Consider the following 15,670-nt stretch of genomic DNA (forward strand, 5'->3'; position numbering starts at 1 on the left):
TCTAACGTGGGGTCGGTGACCCTCTCCTTCAGCGTCGACGGCCGCGAGGTGTCCGTCGCGGACGACGGCGCCTCCCTCCTCGAGGTCCTGCGCGACCGCCTCGGCCTGCGGTCGGCGAAGGACGGCTGCAGCCCCCAGGGCCAGTGCGGGTGCTGCACCGTCCTGGTGGACGGAGCGCCCCGGGTGTCCTGCGTGACCCCGGCGCGACGGGTGGCCGGCCGCTCGGTCACCACCCTCGAGGGCCTCGGTGCCGCCGAGCGCGACGACTGGGCCGAGCGCTTCTGCGCCACGGGAGCCAGCCAATGCGGGTTCTGCACGCCGGGGATCATCGTGCGCTTGTCCGGCCTGCGGGCCAAGGGCGTCGCCCCCGACGACGAGGCGGCGGTGGAGCGGGCGCTCGCCGCCCACCTCTGCCGGTGCACCGGGTGGCGCACCATCGTCGAGGCCTACGGCGCCACCGCAGATGAGGTGAGCGCGGCGGGCGCGGGCCGTGACCTCGACGCCGCCTCGCGCCGTGCGGCGCTCGAAGGCGGGGTGCCGCAGCAGGTCGCCCCTGCGGTTGCGCTCGGTCGGGCCGGCTTCGCCGACGACACCGCGCCGGCGGACGCCCTCGTGGCGGTGCGGGCCGCGGACGGGGAGTGGGTCGTCGGGGAGACCCTGAGCGAGGCCCGGGAGCGCTCGGGCAAGCGCCAGGGCCGGCGCACGACCGCGGCGCTGGGCCACCCCGTCGACGTCCCGGAGGGGGAGTGGGCGGCGACCCTGCGCACCACCTGGGTCGAGCCCGCCTATCTCGAGCCCGACGCCTCCTGGTGCGCGCCGGGCGGTGCGCCCACGTCCCCGCTCGCCAACGGGGGCGCGTTCGGGGGCAAGTCGGCGTCGGAGGTGGGGGCCGTGGCGCGTCGCCTCGCCGACGAGCACGGCCGCCCTGTCCGGGTGCTGCTCTCCCGTGAGGACACGGTCCGGCTCGGGCCGAAGCGCCCGCCGGTCGCCGGCGGCGCCGACGCCTCGGGCCATGGCGTGTTGCGGGTGGCCCGCACCCCAGGCATCGCCGACGCGGTCGCTGCCGTGGCCCCTGGCCTCACCGTCGAGCAGGTCGCCATCGTCGGGCCGCACACATCGGCCGCGTTGCGCGCCGCCGGCTGGGCCGAGGCCGCCGTGCTCGTCGGTGCGGCGACGGGGGTCGCCGAGGTGCGCAGTCCCGGCGGGGCCACCGCAGAAGCAGAGATCAACCCCGACGGGCTCCGGGTGCGGGTGGCCTGCGGCGACCCCCTCGACGAGGTCGTCCTGCGCTCGTACTGCATCGGTGCCGCGCACATGGCGCTCGGGTGGGTCACGTCCGAGGGGCTCGTCGTGGACGACGACGGCGAGGTGCACGACCTCACCATCCGCTCGTTCGGCGTCCTCCGCGCCGCGGACACGCCGCACGTCGAGGTGGAGCTCGACGGCGGCACCGGCGCACCGGTCAACGGCTCCGACGCCGTCTTCGCCGCCGTCGCACTCGCCGTCTGGCGCCACCAGGGCCTGCCGCCCGCTTGGCCGACGGGCGTGGCGCTCTCTGCGTCGTGAGGTGACGGCGCGCAGCGGCGTCGCGGCGAAGGGGAACCGGATGGCGAAGGCGCTCAGACGAAGGAGAGGCCGGCGTGACACGTAGCCTTGCGTCCATGAGTACCCCCGTCGGCCCGTACACCCCCATCGTCCGGGCGGGGGACTGGCTCATCAGCTCCGGTCAGATCGGCCTGAAGGACGGCGCCATCGTCACGGGTGGCGTCGACGGCGAGCTGCGCCAGGCCATCGCCAACCTCGAAGGCCTCCTGGTGGCCGAGGGCGCCACCCTGTCCGATGTCGTGAAGACCACGGTGTTCCTACGCCACATGTCCGACTACCTGCCGATGAACGACGCCTACGTCGAGTGCTTCGGCGACCATCGGCCGGCCCGTTCGGCGGTGGGCGTGGCCGAGCTACCGCTCGGCGCGCTGGTCGAGGTCGAGGCGTGGGCGTTCGTGCCCAGGGGCCAGAGCGCCACGGCCTAGCAGTGGCGTCAGCACTGTCGTAACCTGCGGGTGCCGAGTGGATCGGCGGGGCGGACGACACGGAGGGCGTGATGCGACTCACCCGGATGTTGGTGACCATGCTCGCGGCGGTGGCGCTGTTGGGAGGCCTCGCCGTCCAGCCGGCGCTCGGCGCCGGCGCACAGGAGGGGCTCCCTGCGGCGCCCACGACGTGGCGCCAGGTGAGCGCCGGCGGCACCCACACCTGTGCGGTGAGCTCGGAGCGGCGTCTCTACTGCTTCGGCTCGGACGTGGCCGGTCAGCTGGGGGACGGCGGTGACAACGTGGATCAGTCCGTGCCGACCGAGGTGGCGGGCGGTCGGACGGATTGGGCGTCGGTGACCACCGGCGATTTCTTCACCTGTGCGCGCACGACCGGCGGCGATCTGTTCTGCTGGGGCTCGGACTTCTTCGGACAGCTCGGCAACGACGGCGACAACACCGATGTCGGCGAGCCCGTGGAGGTCGCCGGTGGCGATCGCTTCTGGGCGCAGGTGAGCGCCGGCAACGAGCACGTGTGCGCCCGGTCGCGGGCCGGTCGGCTGTTCTGCTGGGGCCGTGACGGCAGTGGCCGCCTCGGCGACGACCCGGTCATCGCCGACAAGGACCGTCCGACCGAGGTGGCGGGCGGCTCGACGTCCTGGCGGACGGTGTCGGCGGGCATGTTCCACACGTGCGCCGTGACCACCACGAACCGGCTCTTCTGCTTCGGCATCGACAGCGGCGGCCAGCTCGGCAACGGCGCGCCCCTCGCCGACCAGGCCACGCCGGTCGAGGTGGCCAGCAGCACCTCCAACTGGGTCCAGGTCGCCACGGGCGCCTCGCACACCTGCGCCCTCAAGGCCCTCGGGCGGCTGTACTGCTGGGGCTGGGACCGGGACGGCCAACGCGGTGACGGCGCCCCCGCCACCGACGACATCGCGGCGGCGCCGGTGCGGGTGGCAGAGGGATCGACGCGCTGGGCCGGCGTGACCGTGGCGGGTTGGCACACCTGTGCCCGGACCAACGGCACACCCGGCGGGACCCTGTCCTGCTGGGGCCTCGACAGCAACGGCGAGCTCGGTGACGGCGAGCCGTTCACCAACCAGCCCGCACCGGTAGCGCTCGCGGCGGGACGGTGGCGTCAGGTCGACGCCGGCCCCGTCCACACCTGCGGGATCAAGGTGACCGGCCGGCTCCTGTGCTGGGGGGACGGTGGCAACGGCCGCATCGGCAACGACACCGTCGATGTCGACTACCCGGCGCCGGTCCGGGTCCTGTCGCCCGTCTGAGCCGGAAGGCGCCGCCCGGGCCGGGGATGCTCCTCGGCTCGGGACCGGCGCGGCCCGCTCGCTAGGATCTCGCCATGGCCGGACCCGTGCTCATCGTGATCGCGCTCGTGCTCGTGCTGCCCGTCTCCGTGTTGCTGAGCGGGGCGGTGCTGGCGGGTCTGCTCGGGTGGGCGCTCAAGAGCGAGGTCGACGCCGAGCACGAGGGCAGCGAGCTCCTCGAGCTGAACGTCTGAACGACCGGCCGTCGCCGCGGCGTCGCCCGAGTCGGCGTTTCGCGGACTTTCAGAGCACATGGTGCTCGGGGCGGCTACGGTGGTTCGCGCTATACCAATCCAGCAGGGACGTCCCACGCAGTAGGCCGACCCCGCAACACTGAAAGGGGATCGGTTTGCCAACCGGTACCGTGAAATGGTTCAACGCTGAAAAGGGCTACGGCTTCATCTCCCGCGAGAGCGGCCCGGATGTCTTCGTGCACTTCTCGGCCATCCAGGGGTCGGGCTACCGCTCCCTCGACGAAGGCCAAGCGGTCGAGTTCGAGGTGACGGCTGGTCCGAAGGGTGAGCAGGCGCAGGACGTCCGCGCGATCTAGCAGTTCCCGCTGTCGTACGAAGGCCCTCCGGTCCGCCGGGGGGCCTTCGTCGTTTTCGGGATCGGCGTCGACGGCCGGGGTGGCTCAGGCGGCGAGGGTGTCCATGAGGTCGATGAGGAACTCGGCCTCTTCGTGCTCCATGGGCTGCCATCCGGCGATGCCCAGCTCGGCCAGCACCCGGGCGCCGGCCGGGTCGTCGGCCATGGGCACCAGGACGCTCAGGAGGGTGTCTCGGTGGGGCGCGAGGCGCGGCCCCACCATGAGGGCGTGGTGGATGACGCTGATCTGGCTGGTGACGAGCGGACGCAGCTGCTCGCGCACGAGCGTGGAGAGCCCGTCGAAGGCCTCGTCGAGGAATGCTCCGACCTCCGCCCGGCCGTCGAGCAGCGCCTTGGCCACGAGCACGTAGGTGTCCAACTCGACGACCGTGGTGTTGTCGGCGTCGAGGTCGGCGGGCTCGAGCATGATGCGGGCGATCATCGAGACGTCCGGGTCGTCGGTCTGGGCGAGGCGCGTGCCCGGGGCCAGGTCCTCGACGTGATGGATGCCCGAGGACGCCGCGGCCGCCAGCACGACCTCGTCGGGGTGCTGCGCCGGCCGCACCACGGGGGTGAACCCGTACGAGCGGACGAGCACGGCGGCGTCCGACGGGTTGGCGTAGATCATGTCGACCTCGCCGGCGGCGAGCGCGGCGCGTTGGGCGGCGAAGCTGTCGTGGAGCTCGAGGTGGATGGGCCGGCCGAGGCGGCGCTGCATCCAGGTGTTGAACACGAACCACGAGGCGATGAGATCGGGCCCGAAGTCGGGGCTCACGGTGAACTGGGCGACGGACAGGTCGGGGGACATGGTCACACCATCGTCAGGTAGAGGGCCTGGGACGCCTCGACCTTGGTGCGCGACGGCTTGCGTCGGACCGAGGTGAGGCTGACGATCTCGCCGTTGCGGACGTTGGGGATGACGGTGGCGTACACCCAGTAGAAGCCGCCGTCCCGGCGCAGGTTCTTCACGTAGCCGTGCCACTTCTCGCCGGCGAGGACGGTGTCCCAGAGGCCGGCGAACGCGGGGGCGGGCATGTCGGGGTGGCGCAGGATGTGGTGGGGGGCACCCAGCAGCTCTTCGGCGGAGTAGCCCGACATGTCGACGAAGGCCTGGTTCATCTCGGTGATGACGCCGGCGAGGTCGGTCCGGCTGACGATGAGCTTGCCCTCGGGAAAGGGCGTCTCGATGTCGGTGACGAACACCCGGCGGGTGGTGCCGTCGTGGAAGGTCAGGTGGTGCTCCGTGCCCGTCCCGTTGACCTGCTCGGGCACCATGTCGGCCAGCACGGTCACCCCGGGAAGGCCGGGACGGTGCTGGGCACCGGCGACAGGAGCGAGGAGATCTGCTCGGCGGCCCGCTTGGCGTCGAGGAAGATCAGGCCCAGCTTGGCCTGCGGGTTTGCCAGCACGGTGAGCACGGCGTCCGCACCCGCATGGGTCATCAGCACGTAGCCGTGGCCGCCCTTGATCATCACCTGCTCGAGGTCGCCCCGGGACAGCTCGGCGGCGGTCCGGTCGCCGAGGGAGAGCATGGCCGCTCCCATCGCGCCCACCCGGTCGGGGTCGAGTCCCTGGGGCAGGAGGGAAGCGATCATGAGGCCGTCGGTCGACAGCACCGCACAGGCCTCGATGTCGGCCGAGGTGGCGTTCAGCTCGGCGAGGATCGAGGTGAGGAGGTCCTCTCTCATTGGTGGGCTCCTTGCAGGGGGGTCGGGGTGGACGTCGCGGAGGGCAGGGTGGGGGCGGCGCCGTAGCGCAGCATCAGCACCCAGATCAGGTCGGTGAAGGCCTGCTGGTGCAGGCGGGGGATGCCCACGATGGTGAGCACGAAGCGCTCGTCGCCGATGTGGAGGGGCCAGAAGCCCACCTGGCTGTTGCCGGCGCCGTCGACGAGGGCCCAGGCGCTCGTGGGCAGGCCGACCGAGGTGTCGAAGTGACGCCGGTGGCGCTCGTGGAGGATGCCGAGATCGGCGCTGAGAGCGGCGAGGGCCTCCGCCGACTCGGCGCCGAACCCGGCCGACCCGGCCACGAACCCCTGGGCGTCCACGAGGAGCGCCCGACCGTCCGACGAGAGCGCGGGCAGGAGGTGCGGGAGCACCTGCTCGAGCGACCCGCCCGAGATCGTGCGGGGCTCGGGGTGGCCCTCGACCAGGCCCTCCTCCTGGGCGTGTTGGACGATGCGCAGCGCGTCGTCGGGGGTGCACCGGAACCAGCCCGCGAGGGTGTCCGCGTCGAGGGCGGGGGTGGTCGGGTGCAGGAGGAGGATGCGCAGGAGGTGGGTGACGACGTCGGCCTCGGGGGCCTCGGCGGCGTGGAAGGCGCCGACGGGGGTCGGCTGGGCGTAGAGGCCGGCGGCGAGCTGCAGGTGCTGGCTCATGTCAGCTCCACACCGTCACGGTCGGGTGCAGGTCGACGACCTCGACCAGGGGTCGCCCGGTCACCCCGAGGTGCAAGACCGAGCAGGGGGCCGGGGGGATGGGGTCCGTCGCGGTCAGTCCGGCGGCGAGGTGCTGGCGCAACGCCACCGTCCGCTCCGGCCCGAGTGCGGGAGCGGCGCCCGTGAGCACGGTGGTGCGGAGGCGCTCCGCGGTCGTCCCGGTGGCGATGAGGAAGTCGACGACCGCGCCGTAGAGCTCGTCGGGCTGGCCCGCGTCGACCAGGCCCTGGACCCGAGCGAGGTGGAGGCGGGCGTCGTCGGGTGTGCGCAGCACGCGTCGGGCGAGCTGCTCGACGGTGTCGCCACCGGCGAGGTCGGCGCCGACGTCGATGGCCCGCAGGCCGGGGATGCCCTGAGTGCTGCCGGCGGCGCGCTCCCAACGATGGTCCGCACCCGAGCGTCGCTCGTCGCGGTCGATGACCAGCGCCCCGTTCGTCATGTGCAACCCATCGGTCGCACGCGCCCCGCAGGTTGAGGGCGACCCACGCATTCGGGACCTTGGTCCCTTCTCGGCGTGGGCCCTTTGCCTCAGGCCCGGCGGGCCGACGTGGCCCGGGCGGGTCCTGGCCGGGTCCCCGCTGCTGGTCCAGAGGGGTAGGTCAGGGGAGGTGGGTCAGGAGGCGGAGGCGTCGCCGCGCCGGTTGCGCCACCACCGGATGGCGAAGAAGGCGCCAGCCGCGCCAGCGATGAGCAGCAACCCGTTGACCACGATGCTGGCCAGGTTCCCGTCCTCGTCACCCTCGTCGTCGGTGCCGTCGCGGTCGGCGGCGGTGGTCGTGGTGGCCTCCGGGTCGGCGGCCGTCGTCGCGGGGGCCTCGGCGGCGGTCGTGGTCGTGGTTGCCACCTCGGCGACGGCGAACGTGAAGGTGGTCGACGCCTCGGGCTCGGTCGAGGAGGCCGTGACCGTGTACTCGCCGGTCGTCTCGACCGCCACCTCGCCGGTGTAGGCGCCGGCCCGATCGCCGGGCGCCATGGTGACGGGCACGGGGCCGCCGGTCGGGCCCTGGACGGTGACCGTGAGGGCTGCGTCCTCGGCGCCGTGGCCGTCGTTGTCGTAGGTGAGCAGCAGATCGATGGTGTAGGTGCCGTCGGCCGCCGGCTCGGCCCGGGTGGCGCTGAAGGTGCCGGTGTCGGTGTGGGCGCCGGCCGGGGCAGCCGTGGCGACGGCCAGCAGCACCGCGGCGGCGACGGCCAGGGCGCCGACGAGTGAGCGCCTCACGCGCTCCACCGGGACTGGCCGAAGCGGTAGCCGACCGAGCGCACCGTGGAGATCAGACCGGCGTGCTCCTCGCCGAGCTTGGCCCTGAGGCGCCGGACGTGGACGTCCACCGTGCGGGCGCCGCCGTAGTACTCGTAGCCCCAGACCCGGCTGAGGAGGGTCTCGCGGGTGAAGACCTTGCCGGGGTGCGACGCCAGGAAGGTGAGCAGCTCGTACTCCATGTAGGTGAGGTCGAGGGGCACGCCGTTGATGGCGGCCTGGTAGGTCTCGAGGTTGAGGACGAGGTCGCCGTACTCGACGAGCTCGGGGCGGGTGCCACGGCCACTGGCGAAGAAGAGGTGCTTCAGGCGGGCCTCGAGCTCGCGCGGGTGGAACGGGTTGAGGCAGAAGTCGTCGAAGAGGTCGTCCCGCAGCTCGAGGTCGCCGAGCTGGGTGCCACTGATCAGCAGCAGCAGCGGCTCGAGGGGCTGGTCGCGCTTGCGCAGGGTGCGGGCGACCGCGAAGGCCCGCTCGGGGTCGTCGTAGGCGCAGATGATGGCGCCGTCCCAGCCGCCGTCGGGCTCGTTGCGCTCGGCGGCGAGCTCGTCGCCCACGGCCTTCCAGGGATAGCCCGCGAGATCGAGGGCCTGGGCCAGCTCCGGCGGGGCCGGGTCGGGGAACAGCAGCAACGGTTCCATGTGGACGCCCTCGAACACGCTTCGGTCTCTCGGTGGATACTCGTGGTGGCCCGTGGCTACCAGCTCGGAAGGTACCGGGCCAGCTCGAACGGTGTCACCTGCGCCTTGTAGTCGGTCCACTCGGACCGCTTGTTGCGCAGGAACCACTCGAAGATGTGCTCGCCCAGTGCCTCGGCCACCAGCTCGGACTTCTCCATCTCGTCGAGGGCCTCGGCCAGCGACTGGGGCAGGGCGGTCATGCCCTCGGCGGCGCGCTCCTCGTCGGTGAGCTCGAACACGTTGGCGGCCGCTTCGGGGCCGAGCTCGTAGCCCTCCTCGAGCCCCTTCAGGCCGGCGGCCAGCATCACCGAGTAGGCGAGGTAGGGGTTGCAGGCGGGATCGGGTGAGCGGTACTCGATGCGCGTGGACGACTCCTTGCCCGCCTTGGCGAGTGGCACCCGGACGAGGGCAGAGCGGTTGTTGCGCGCCCACGACACGTGGACCGGGGCCTCGGACCCGGGGATGAGGCGCTTGTAGGAGTTGACCAGCTGGTTGGTGACGGCGGTGATCTCCCGGGCGTGCACCAGCAGGCCGGCGATGAAGCTGCGGCCCACCTTGGACAGCTTGTACTCGTCGTCGGGGTCGTGGAAGGCGTTGGTGTCGCCTTCGAACAGGGAGAGGTGGGTGTGCATCCCCGAGCCCTGCACGCCCTGGAGGGGCTTGGGCATGAACGTGGCGTAGGCGCCACGCTCGACCGCGATCTCTCGCACGACGAGGCGGAACGTCATGACGTTGTCGGCCATCGACAGCGCGTCGGTGTAGCGCAGGTCGATCTCGTGCTGGCTGGGGCTGTCCTCGTGGAACGAGTACTCGATGGGGATGCCCATCGCCTCGAGCATGTGGATGGTGCGCTTGCGCAGGTCGCTGGCGACATCGGCGGTGGTGAGGTCGAAGTACGACCCGCTGTCGAGGGGGACGAGCTCCTGGGCGGGGTCGCCGTGGCCGAAGTAGAAGAACTCCATCTCGGGGGCGCAGAAGAAGGTGAAGCCTCGCTCGTGGGCCCGGTCGAGGTTGCGCTTCAGCACCTGGCGGGGATCACCCTCGAAGGGCGTGCCGTCGAGGTTCTCGATGTCGCAGAACATGCGGGCGGAGTTCTCGTCGGCCTCGGCCCAGGGGAGCAGTTCGAAGGTGTTCGGGTCGGGACGGGCGAGGACGTCGCTCTCCTGCACCCGACTGAAGCCGTCGATGGCGGAGCCGTCGAACCACATGCCCTCCTCGAAGGCGTTCTCGAGCTCGGCCGGGGTGATGGCCACGGACTTCAGCTGGCCCAGGACGTCGGTGAACCAGAGGCGGATGAGACGGACGCCCCGCTCCTCGACGGTTCGCAGCACGTAGTCCTGTTGGCGCTCCATCCCGCCAGTGAACCACGGCCGGACCAGGGGCCTGGCAGACGGCTCGCCACTTCACATAGCGTTCACAATCGGGCAACGGGTGGGAAACGGCGCACCGCGAGGCTCGTCGTCGTCCGGTTGGACGGATTCCCCATCTGGGGGGCACACCCGCGTGCCCCGACCCCCGAAAACCCGCAGGAGGAACCGTGCAGGAGCGCACACCATCCGAAGTGCTGGCACTGGCCAAGGACGAGGGCGTCGAGATCGTCGACATCCGGTTCTGCGACCTCCCCGGCCTCATGCAGCACTTCTCCATCCCGGTCTCCCAGCTCGAGGAGGACACCTTCGAGGAGGGCCTCGGCTTCGACGGTTCGTCGATCCGAGGTTTCCAGGAGATCCAGGAGTCGGACATGATCCTGATCCCGGACCCGAACACCGCGGTGATCGACCCGTTCACGCAGCACAAGACGATGAACATCAACTGCTTCGTGCACGACCCGATCACCCTCGAGCACTACAGCCGTGACCCGCGGTACGTGGCCAAGAAGGCCGAGGAGTACCTCCAGAGCACCGGCATCGCCGACACCTGCTACGTCGGGCCCGAGGCCGAGTTCTTCATCTTCGACGACGTCCGCTACCACCAGGACTCCCACTCGGCGAGCTACTCGGTGGACTCGATCGAGGCCTCTTGGAACACCGGCAAGGACGAGGGCCCGAACCTCGGCTACAAGCCCCGCTACAAGGAGGGCTACTTCCCGGTCCCGCCGATGGACCACTACCAGGACCTGCGGTCGGAGATGACCCTGGCCCTGCAGGCGGTGGGCATCGACGTCGAGGTGCAGCACCACGAGGTCGGCACCGCCGGCCAGGCCGAGATCGACATCCGCTTCTCGCCCCTCGCCGACATGGCCGACCAGCTGATGCTGTTCAAGTACGTCATCAAGAACGTCGCCTGGCGCAACGGCAAGACCGCGACCTTCATGCCGAAGCCGGTGTTCGAGGACAACGGCTCGGGCATGCACGTCCACCAGTCGCTGTGGAAGAACGGTGAGCCCTTGTTCTACGACGAGGCCGGCTACGCCGGGCTGTCGGACATGGGCCGGTGGTACATCGGCGGCCTGCTCAAGCACGCCCGCTCGGTGATCGCCTTCACCAACCCGACCACCAACTCCTACAAGCGCCTGGTGCCGGGCTACGAGGCGCCGGTGAACCTGGTCTACAGCCAGCGCAACCGCTCGGCGTCGGTGCGCATCCCGCTGTACTCGAAGAGCCCGAAGGCCAAGCGCCTCGAGTTCCGGTGCCCCGACCCGTCCTCGAACCCGTACCTGGCCTTCTCGGCCATGTTGATGGCGGGCCTCGACGGCATCCAGAACAAGATCGAGCCGCCCGACCCGGTCGACCGCGACCTCTACGACCTCCCGCCCGAGGAGCTGGCCAAGGTGCCGCAGGTGCCCGGCTCGCTGCCCGAGGCCCTCGAGGCGCTGGAGGCCGACCAGGACTTCCTGAAGGCCGGCGGCGTGTTCACCGACGACCTCATCGAGACCCACATCGCCTACAAGCGCGAGCACGAGGTGGACCCCCTCCGCCTCCGCCCGCACCCGTGGGAGTTCCACCTCTACTACGACATCTAGACCCGAGGTCTGGTCGCTCCGCAGGTCAGGGGTCGGTTATGGCCTTTGACCTGCGGAGACACTTGTCCAGGGCGTACTAGCCCGTACCGGCGATTCCGCCCCTGTTCTCAGGATTTAGCGGACTCCTCGCGGACTCGGGATGTCGGCCGCGGCCGGACCGTTTGAGGGAGTTTGGCGGATCTGCGCACTGGCGGGATCCGCCAAACTCCGCCAAACTGTCGCAGTGCCCCTCTCTGCCACGGAGCTCGACCAGGTCCTGGAACGCATCGCCGAAGGCGCCGTTCCCTCCAGCCTCGAATCGAGTGAGCTCGACTTCAAGCGTCAGCCCGATAGTCGAAACGATGCCATCAAGACCTTGGTGGACGCGGTGGTGTGCTTCGCGAACGCAGACGGTGGGACCGTCGTCATGGGGGTCGCCAACGCCACCGCCGGCGTCGAAGCGTTCCAGGGCTGCGACCTGGATCCGACGGTTTGCCAACGCAGGATCTACGAGCTGACGGACCCGCCCCTGATGGTCGGCGCCAGAAGGCTCCAGCGAGGCGATGTGACGATGCTGGCCGTCGATGTTCTGCGCAGCTTCGAGATCCACGCTGACAAGCAAGGCCGGTCCAGCCATCGGGTCGGTACGGACTGCCTCCCGCTCTCGCCAACGGAGCATCGTCGGCTTCGAGAGGAACGCCTCGGAGTCGACTGGTCCGCGCAGCCGTCCGCACTCGGAGTGGCCGACATCGCCGCTCGTGCGCTCGAGTCGGCCCGCGAGGCGCTCCAGCGCTTCCCGGACGACCGGCGGCCACTTGCGTCGCTCTCCGATGGCGACCTCCTGAGCGCGCTCGGCGTCGTCGACTCCGACGGTCGGCTCCTGCGAGCGGGTGAGGTCTTGTTCTGCGAGCCGCCGGCCGATGATGCAGTCGTCGTTTACCAGCACCGCCCGACGCCAGGTGGTGAGGCGGCCTTGGTCGAGCGGATCAGCCTCCCCATGGTGCTCGCTTTCGAACGCACGATGGAGCTGGTGTGGGCGAGGCGCAACGTCACGCCGCTCACCTTGCCGAGCGGGCAGCAGCTCGAGATCAGCGACTTTCCCGAGGCCGCGATCAGGGAGGCGCTCTCGAACGCTCTTCTCCACCGCGACTACCGGCTGCCGGGCCCGGTCAACATCGAGCACTCGCCGACCTCGTTCGTGGTGATCTCGCCCGGTCCGCTGGTCGGGAGCGTGACCCCGGCGAACATCCTCACCCACGCCTCGACGCCCCGGAACCCGGCGCTGGCGAAGGCTTCCCGCCTGCTACGGCTTGCGGAGGAGACAGGGCGGGGCGTCGACCGGATGGTTCGCGAGATGATCCGGATCGGACACGACCCACCGGTGATCGAGGAGGGCATCGACTTCGTTCGTGTGGCTCTCTCCGGCGGTGCACCCCGAAACTCGATCGTGAGGTACGTGGCCGAGTTGGCGCCTGAAGAGCGAGACGACACCGATGCGATGCTGATCCTCTTCACGCTTTGCCAACAGCGAACGGTCACTGCAGAACAGATCGCCCCAGCGCTGCAGAAGAGAGAGTCCGAGGCCGAGAACATCCTCCGGCGCCTCTCCGAGGAACGCTCCGCGATGGTCGAAGCAACCCGCGAGACAGGCTCGCGTCGGAAGGGCCAGTACCGCCTTCGTGCCGATGCGTTGAAGGCCCTTGGTGCCGCCGTCCGCTATCACCGCCGAACTGTCGACGAGATCGACCGCAAGGTGATCGCCCACTTGCATGAGTACGGCAAGGTCACGAACCGGACCCTTCAGAACCTGTTCGACATCGACGTGTATCGGGCCCGAGACATCCTGGCCGACCTCCAACAGCGCGAGATGATTGTCCGAGTGTCGGAAGCCAAGCGCGGGCCAGGCGTCGAGTACGGGCCTGGACCGAAGCTTCCACGTCCCCGCCGACGCAAGTCGAGAGATGACACCTCGCAGTCCGACGGCCCCGAGGACCAGCGCCTCTTCTAGCGCCGTTCGGTCCTGAATCGGCAAGGATGGTCATTCGTCCCTTACATATGGCCGGATTTCGTCCGGTGTTGGCAGTGGAAGTGGAGAGTCGCCGAAGCCGTACACCTCCAACGAGCTGAGGTAGCCGTCGGCGAGGAACAGGATCAGTCCACCAGGAGGACTGGTGGCGAGGATTTCCGCTTCGCCAGGAACCGGCCGACTGCGACTGACCTGTGCTGGCAGAGCCGAGTCAGTCCGAACTCGTAGATCCGATTGTCCCGCACCCGCACTTGCAGCCTCGTCGCGCCTCGGCGTGTGGAACCTGATCACGCAACTGCGCTGCCCCCAGATAGTCAAGCGACGTGAGAATCTCCAAGAGAGCGACCTCGTTCTCCGTCAGCGGCCGCCAAGCGTCCGGATCGACATCCATCAGCTCCTCCCGAGGCACACTCTTCGTGCCGAAGGTACTCGCCTCACCACGAGCGGGTGTTCGGATTGTGGGTTCGCGAGTCCGATCTATCCCGAGCGTCCCTGGAGTGATCTTTCGAGTGGCACCAGATCGACTCCCTCCTGGCCGGGCACCTGCCCTGCGCTCCTTGATGGGCTCAACCAAACAAGTCAAGGCCGAGGTCGTGCTCGAGGGTGCGGGTGACGGGTTCGGCGAAACGATGGATCGGCCCGGCCACGGAGAATCTCACGGACTCCTGGCGGACTCGGTCCCGATTCGGTCAGTGAGACCGCAGGTCAGGCGGGTCCTGCACCACATCTACGACATCTGAGCCGCTCCGGCTCCCGGTCGTACGCGACGAGCCGCGCTCGCCCCGCTCCGGCGGCGGCGGGAGCGGCTCGTCCGCGTCTGCATCGAGATCAGGTCGGCGGGGCCACGAGCTGGACGTCGAGCTCGAGCTTCACCAGGTCGCCCATGCCGAAGGTGCCGATGCCGTAGTCACGGAGGCGGAGCTCGCCGCGGGCCTCGAAGCCGGCGTGGATCGAGCCGTCGGCGGGGAACTCGGCGGTGCCGCCGAAGTCGACGTCCAGGGTGATCGGCTGCGTCACGTCACCGAGCGTCAGCTCGCCCTCGATGGCGTCGAGCGACACCGACGTCGACCGGAACGACAGCGTCGGCCGCTGCGCCACGTCGACGATGTCGGCCGACAGGACGTGGGCGTCTCGGTCGGCGATGCCGGTGTCGAGGGAGGCGACGTCGATCTCGGCGCGCACCGAGGTCTCCTCGACGGTGGGCCCGACGGCGGCGTCGATGGTGAACGAGCGGAACCGGCCCCGCACCTTGGAGACGCCGAGGTGACGGATGGTGAAGCCCACCGACGAGTGGTTGGCGTCGAGGGCCCAGCGGCCGGGGGCGAGGGGGAGGGCGGTGGTGGTGTTGGTGGTGGTCATGGCGGCCACCCTGCGCCCGCCGCGGCGCCATAGGAAGGCCGGGTCGATCCTGGTAGTGCGGGGGCCAGGCTGGGTCGGCGCGAACGGCGGCACACTGGGACCGTGAGCGACCTGGCCACGTTCCTCCGGTCCCGCCGGGAGCAGGTCCGCCCCGCCGACGTCGGCCTGCCCGACCGGGGCCGGCGGCGCACGCCCGGCCTGCGCCGGGAGGAGGTCGCCACCCTCGCCGGGGTCAGTGTCGACTACCTCATCCGCCTGGAACAGGGACGCGACACCCACCCGTCGGCATCGGTGGTCTCCGCCCTCGCCGATGCGTTGCGGCTCGACGAGGCCGAGCGCTTCCACCTCGGCCAGCTGGCCATGATCTCCGCCCACGGCGAGCTGTGCCCGTCGACGCCGTCGGGCTACGAGGTGCCCGCCACCGTGCGGACCCTGCTCGCCGGGCTCGACCCCAACCCGGCCTTCGTGCTCTCGCCGAGCAAGGACGTGCTGGCCTGGAACCCGGCCTTCGAGCGCGTCGCCGGTCCGCTCGGCCTGCTCGACCCGCCGAACCTGGCCCGCTGGACGTTCCTCTCCCCGGCGGCGAGGGACGCCTACCACCACTGGGACGAGGTGGCCGACCAGCTCGTCGCCCAGCTCCGGGCGGCCGAGCCCCGTTGGGCGCAGGACGCCGACTACGCCGCGCTGCTCGACGACCTCCGGGACGTCGACGAGTTCGCCCGCCGCTGGGCGGCCTACGAGGTCGAGCCGAAGGCCCGGGGCGCGAAGGAGCTGCGCCACCCCACGCTCGGGCCGCTCCGCTTCGACCTCGAGGTCCTCCGCTTCGACGACTGCATCGACCGCCTGCTCGTCACCTGGTTGCCCGCCGACGAGGCGACCGAGGCGGCGCTCCGCCCCCGACTGCGCAGCGTGGGCTGAGCGCGGTTTGGCCGGCGTCCTCTCCGGCGTCGGGAGGGTGGCGCCCTGCGCTCGGTTGGATCGAGCGCAACGAGCCGCCGCTGATGCGGCTGGCTGCGCTGGGTTGGG

17 protein-coding genes are annotated in these 15,670 nt (G+C 70.6%); 8 read left to right on the forward strand and 9 right to left on the reverse strand.

Annotation, left to right across the window (positions count from 1 at the left end):
- The first annotated feature begins 15 nt into the window (after positions 1-15).
- From JNK12_08375 to JNK12_08395, 5 genes are all read left to right on the forward strand, one after another.
- Positions 16-1,566, forward strand: a complete 1,551-nt coding sequence (locus JNK12_08375) for a 2Fe-2S iron-sulfur cluster binding domain-containing protein (GenBank protein ID MBL8775931.1) — start codon at positions 16-18, stop codon at positions 1,564-1,566.
- 95 nt (positions 1,567-1,661) lie between these two features.
- The gene (locus JNK12_08380; GenBank protein MBL8775932.1) at positions 1,662-2,030 is read left to right on the forward strand and encodes a RidA family protein; all 369 of its coding nucleotides are present in this window, start codon (positions 1,662-1,664) and stop codon (positions 2,028-2,030) included.
- Between the two features lie 71 nt (positions 2,031-2,101).
- Positions 2,102-3,319 (forward strand): hypothetical protein, encoded by a 1,218-nt coding sequence (locus tag JNK12_08385; GenBank protein ID MBL8775933.1) that lies wholly within the window; start codon positions 2,102-2,104, stop codon positions 3,317-3,319.
- A gap of 74 nt (positions 3,320-3,393) precedes the next feature.
- Positions 3,394-3,552 (forward strand): hypothetical protein, encoded by a 159-nt coding sequence (locus JNK12_08390; GenBank protein ID MBL8775934.1) that lies wholly within the window; start codon positions 3,394-3,396, stop codon positions 3,550-3,552.
- A 155-nt stretch (positions 3,553-3,707) separates the two neighbouring features.
- A complete protein-coding gene (locus JNK12_08395; protein MBL8775935.1) occupies positions 3,708-3,908 on the forward strand; it encodes a cold-shock protein in 201 nt (66 codons plus the stop codon).
- 84 nt (positions 3,909-3,992) lie between these two features.
- Here JNK12_08395 and JNK12_08400 read toward each other — a convergent pair whose 3' ends face one another.
- The 8 genes from JNK12_08400 to JNK12_08435 all read right to left on the reverse strand — a co-directional run bounded on the left by JNK12_08400 (position 3,993) and on the right by JNK12_08435 (position 9,670).
- The gene (locus JNK12_08400; GenBank protein ID MBL8775936.1) at positions 3,993-4,754 is read right to left on the reverse strand and encodes a phosphate/phosphite/phosphonate ABC transporter substrate-binding protein; all 762 of its coding nucleotides are present in this window, start codon (positions 4,752-4,754) and stop codon (positions 3,993-3,995) included.
- A 2-nt stretch (positions 4,755-4,756) separates the two neighbouring features.
- A complete protein-coding gene (locus tag JNK12_08405; protein ID MBL8775937.1) occupies positions 4,757-5,239 on the reverse strand; it encodes a PAS domain-containing protein in 483 nt (160 codons plus the stop codon).
- Complete coding sequence (locus JNK12_08410; GenBank protein ID MBL8775938.1) at positions 5,236-5,634, reverse strand: roadblock/LC7 domain-containing protein; 399 nt, start codon at positions 5,632-5,634, stop codon at positions 5,236-5,238. The genes JNK12_08405 and JNK12_08410 overlap by 4 nt, the downstream gene beginning before the upstream one ends.
- Complete coding sequence (locus JNK12_08415) at positions 5,631-6,323, reverse strand: hypothetical protein (GenBank protein MBL8775939.1); 693 nt, start codon at positions 6,321-6,323, stop codon at positions 5,631-5,633. The genes JNK12_08410 and JNK12_08415 overlap by 4 nt, the downstream gene beginning before the upstream one ends.
- A 1-nt stretch (position 6,324) precedes the next feature.
- Entirely contained in the window at positions 6,325-6,822 is a 498-nt protein-coding gene (locus tag JNK12_08420; GenBank protein MBL8775940.1) for a hypothetical protein, read from the reverse strand.
- A gap of 174 nt (positions 6,823-6,996) precedes the next feature.
- The gene (locus JNK12_08425; protein ID MBL8775941.1) at positions 6,997-7,602 is read right to left on the reverse strand and encodes a hypothetical protein; all 606 of its coding nucleotides are present in this window, start codon (positions 7,600-7,602) and stop codon (positions 6,997-6,999) included.
- Entirely contained in the window at positions 7,599-8,279 is a 681-nt protein-coding gene (locus JNK12_08430; GenBank protein ID MBL8775942.1) for a response regulator transcription factor, read from the reverse strand. The genes JNK12_08425 and JNK12_08430 overlap by 4 nt, the downstream gene beginning before the upstream one ends.
- Positions 8,280-8,335: 56 nt before the next feature.
- Positions 8,336-9,670 (reverse strand): glutamine synthetase, encoded by a 1,335-nt coding sequence (locus JNK12_08435; GenBank protein ID MBL8775943.1) that lies wholly within the window; start codon positions 9,668-9,670, stop codon positions 8,336-8,338.
- A gap of 185 nt (positions 9,671-9,855) precedes the next feature.
- Between JNK12_08435 and glnA the strand changes: the two genes are divergently transcribed.
- Both glnA and JNK12_08445 read left to right on the forward strand, forming a co-directional pair.
- Complete coding sequence (gene glnA / locus JNK12_08440; protein ID MBL8775944.1) at positions 9,856-11,280, forward strand: type I glutamate--ammonia ligase; 1,425 nt, start codon at positions 9,856-9,858, stop codon at positions 11,278-11,280.
- A 223-nt stretch (positions 11,281-11,503) separates the two neighbouring features.
- Positions 11,504-13,267: a putative DNA binding domain-containing protein gene (locus JNK12_08445; protein ID MBL8775945.1), complete on the forward strand. Its 1,764-nt coding sequence runs from the start codon at positions 11,504-11,506 to the stop codon at positions 13,265-13,267.
- Positions 13,268-14,113: 846 nt separating this feature from the next.
- On the opposite strand, the gene JNK12_08450 is transcribed toward JNK12_08445, so the two are convergent.
- A complete protein-coding gene (locus JNK12_08450; protein ID MBL8775946.1) occupies positions 14,114-14,644 on the reverse strand; it encodes a YceI family protein in 531 nt (176 codons plus the stop codon).
- A 102-nt stretch (positions 14,645-14,746) separates the two neighbouring features.
- Here JNK12_08450 and JNK12_08455 point away from each other — a divergent pair, with 102 nt between their 5' ends.
- Positions 14,747-15,562, forward strand: coding sequence for a helix-turn-helix domain-containing protein (locus JNK12_08455; GenBank protein MBL8775947.1), 816 nt, complete (start codon positions 14,747-14,749; stop codon positions 15,560-15,562).
- Positions 15,563-15,670 lie beyond the last annotated feature (108 nt).

Source organism: Acidimicrobiales bacterium (assembly GCA_016794585.1).
GTDB lineage: Bacteria > Actinomycetota > Acidimicrobiia > Acidimicrobiales > DATDAH01 > JAEUJM01.

What these genes read in the sequence shown, in the direction of transcription:
- JNK12_08400 (MBL8775936.1), bottom strand. Translation starts at nt 4,754, where the DNA reads ATGTCCCCCGACCTGTCCGTCGCCCAGTTCACCGTGAGCCCCGACTTC.
- JNK12_08390 (MBL8775934.1), top strand. Translation starts at nt 3,394, where the DNA reads ATGGCCGGACCCGTGCTCATCGTGATCGCGCTCGTGCTCGTGCTGCCC.
- JNK12_08435 (MBL8775943.1), bottom strand. Translation starts at nt 9,670, where the DNA reads ATGGAGCGCCAACAGGACTACGTGCTGCGAACCGTCGAGGAGCGGGGC.
- JNK12_08415 (MBL8775939.1), bottom strand. Translation starts at nt 6,323, where the DNA reads ATGAGCCAGCACCTGCAGCTCGCCGCCGGCCTCTACGCCCAGCCGACC.
- JNK12_08430 (MBL8775942.1), bottom strand. Translation starts at nt 8,279, where the DNA reads ATGGAACCGTTGCTGCTGTTCCCCGACCCGGCCCCGCCGGAGCTGGCC.
- JNK12_08410 (MBL8775938.1), bottom strand. Translation starts at nt 5,634, where the DNA reads ATGAGAGAGGACCTCCTCACCTCGATCCTCGCCGAGCTGAACGCCACC.
- JNK12_08420 (MBL8775940.1), bottom strand. Translation starts at nt 6,822, where the DNA reads ATGACGAACGGGGCGCTGGTCATCGACCGCGACGAGCGACGCTCGGGT.
- JNK12_08385 (MBL8775933.1), top strand. Translation starts at nt 2,102, where the DNA reads ATGCGACTCACCCGGATGTTGGTGACCATGCTCGCGGCGGTGGCGCTG.
- JNK12_08450 (MBL8775946.1), bottom strand. Translation starts at nt 14,644, where the DNA reads ATGACCACCACCAACACCACCACCGCCCTCCCCCTCGCCCCCGGCCGC.
- JNK12_08380 (MBL8775932.1), top strand. Translation starts at nt 1,662, where the DNA reads ATGAGTACCCCCGTCGGCCCGTACACCCCCATCGTCCGGGCGGGGGAC.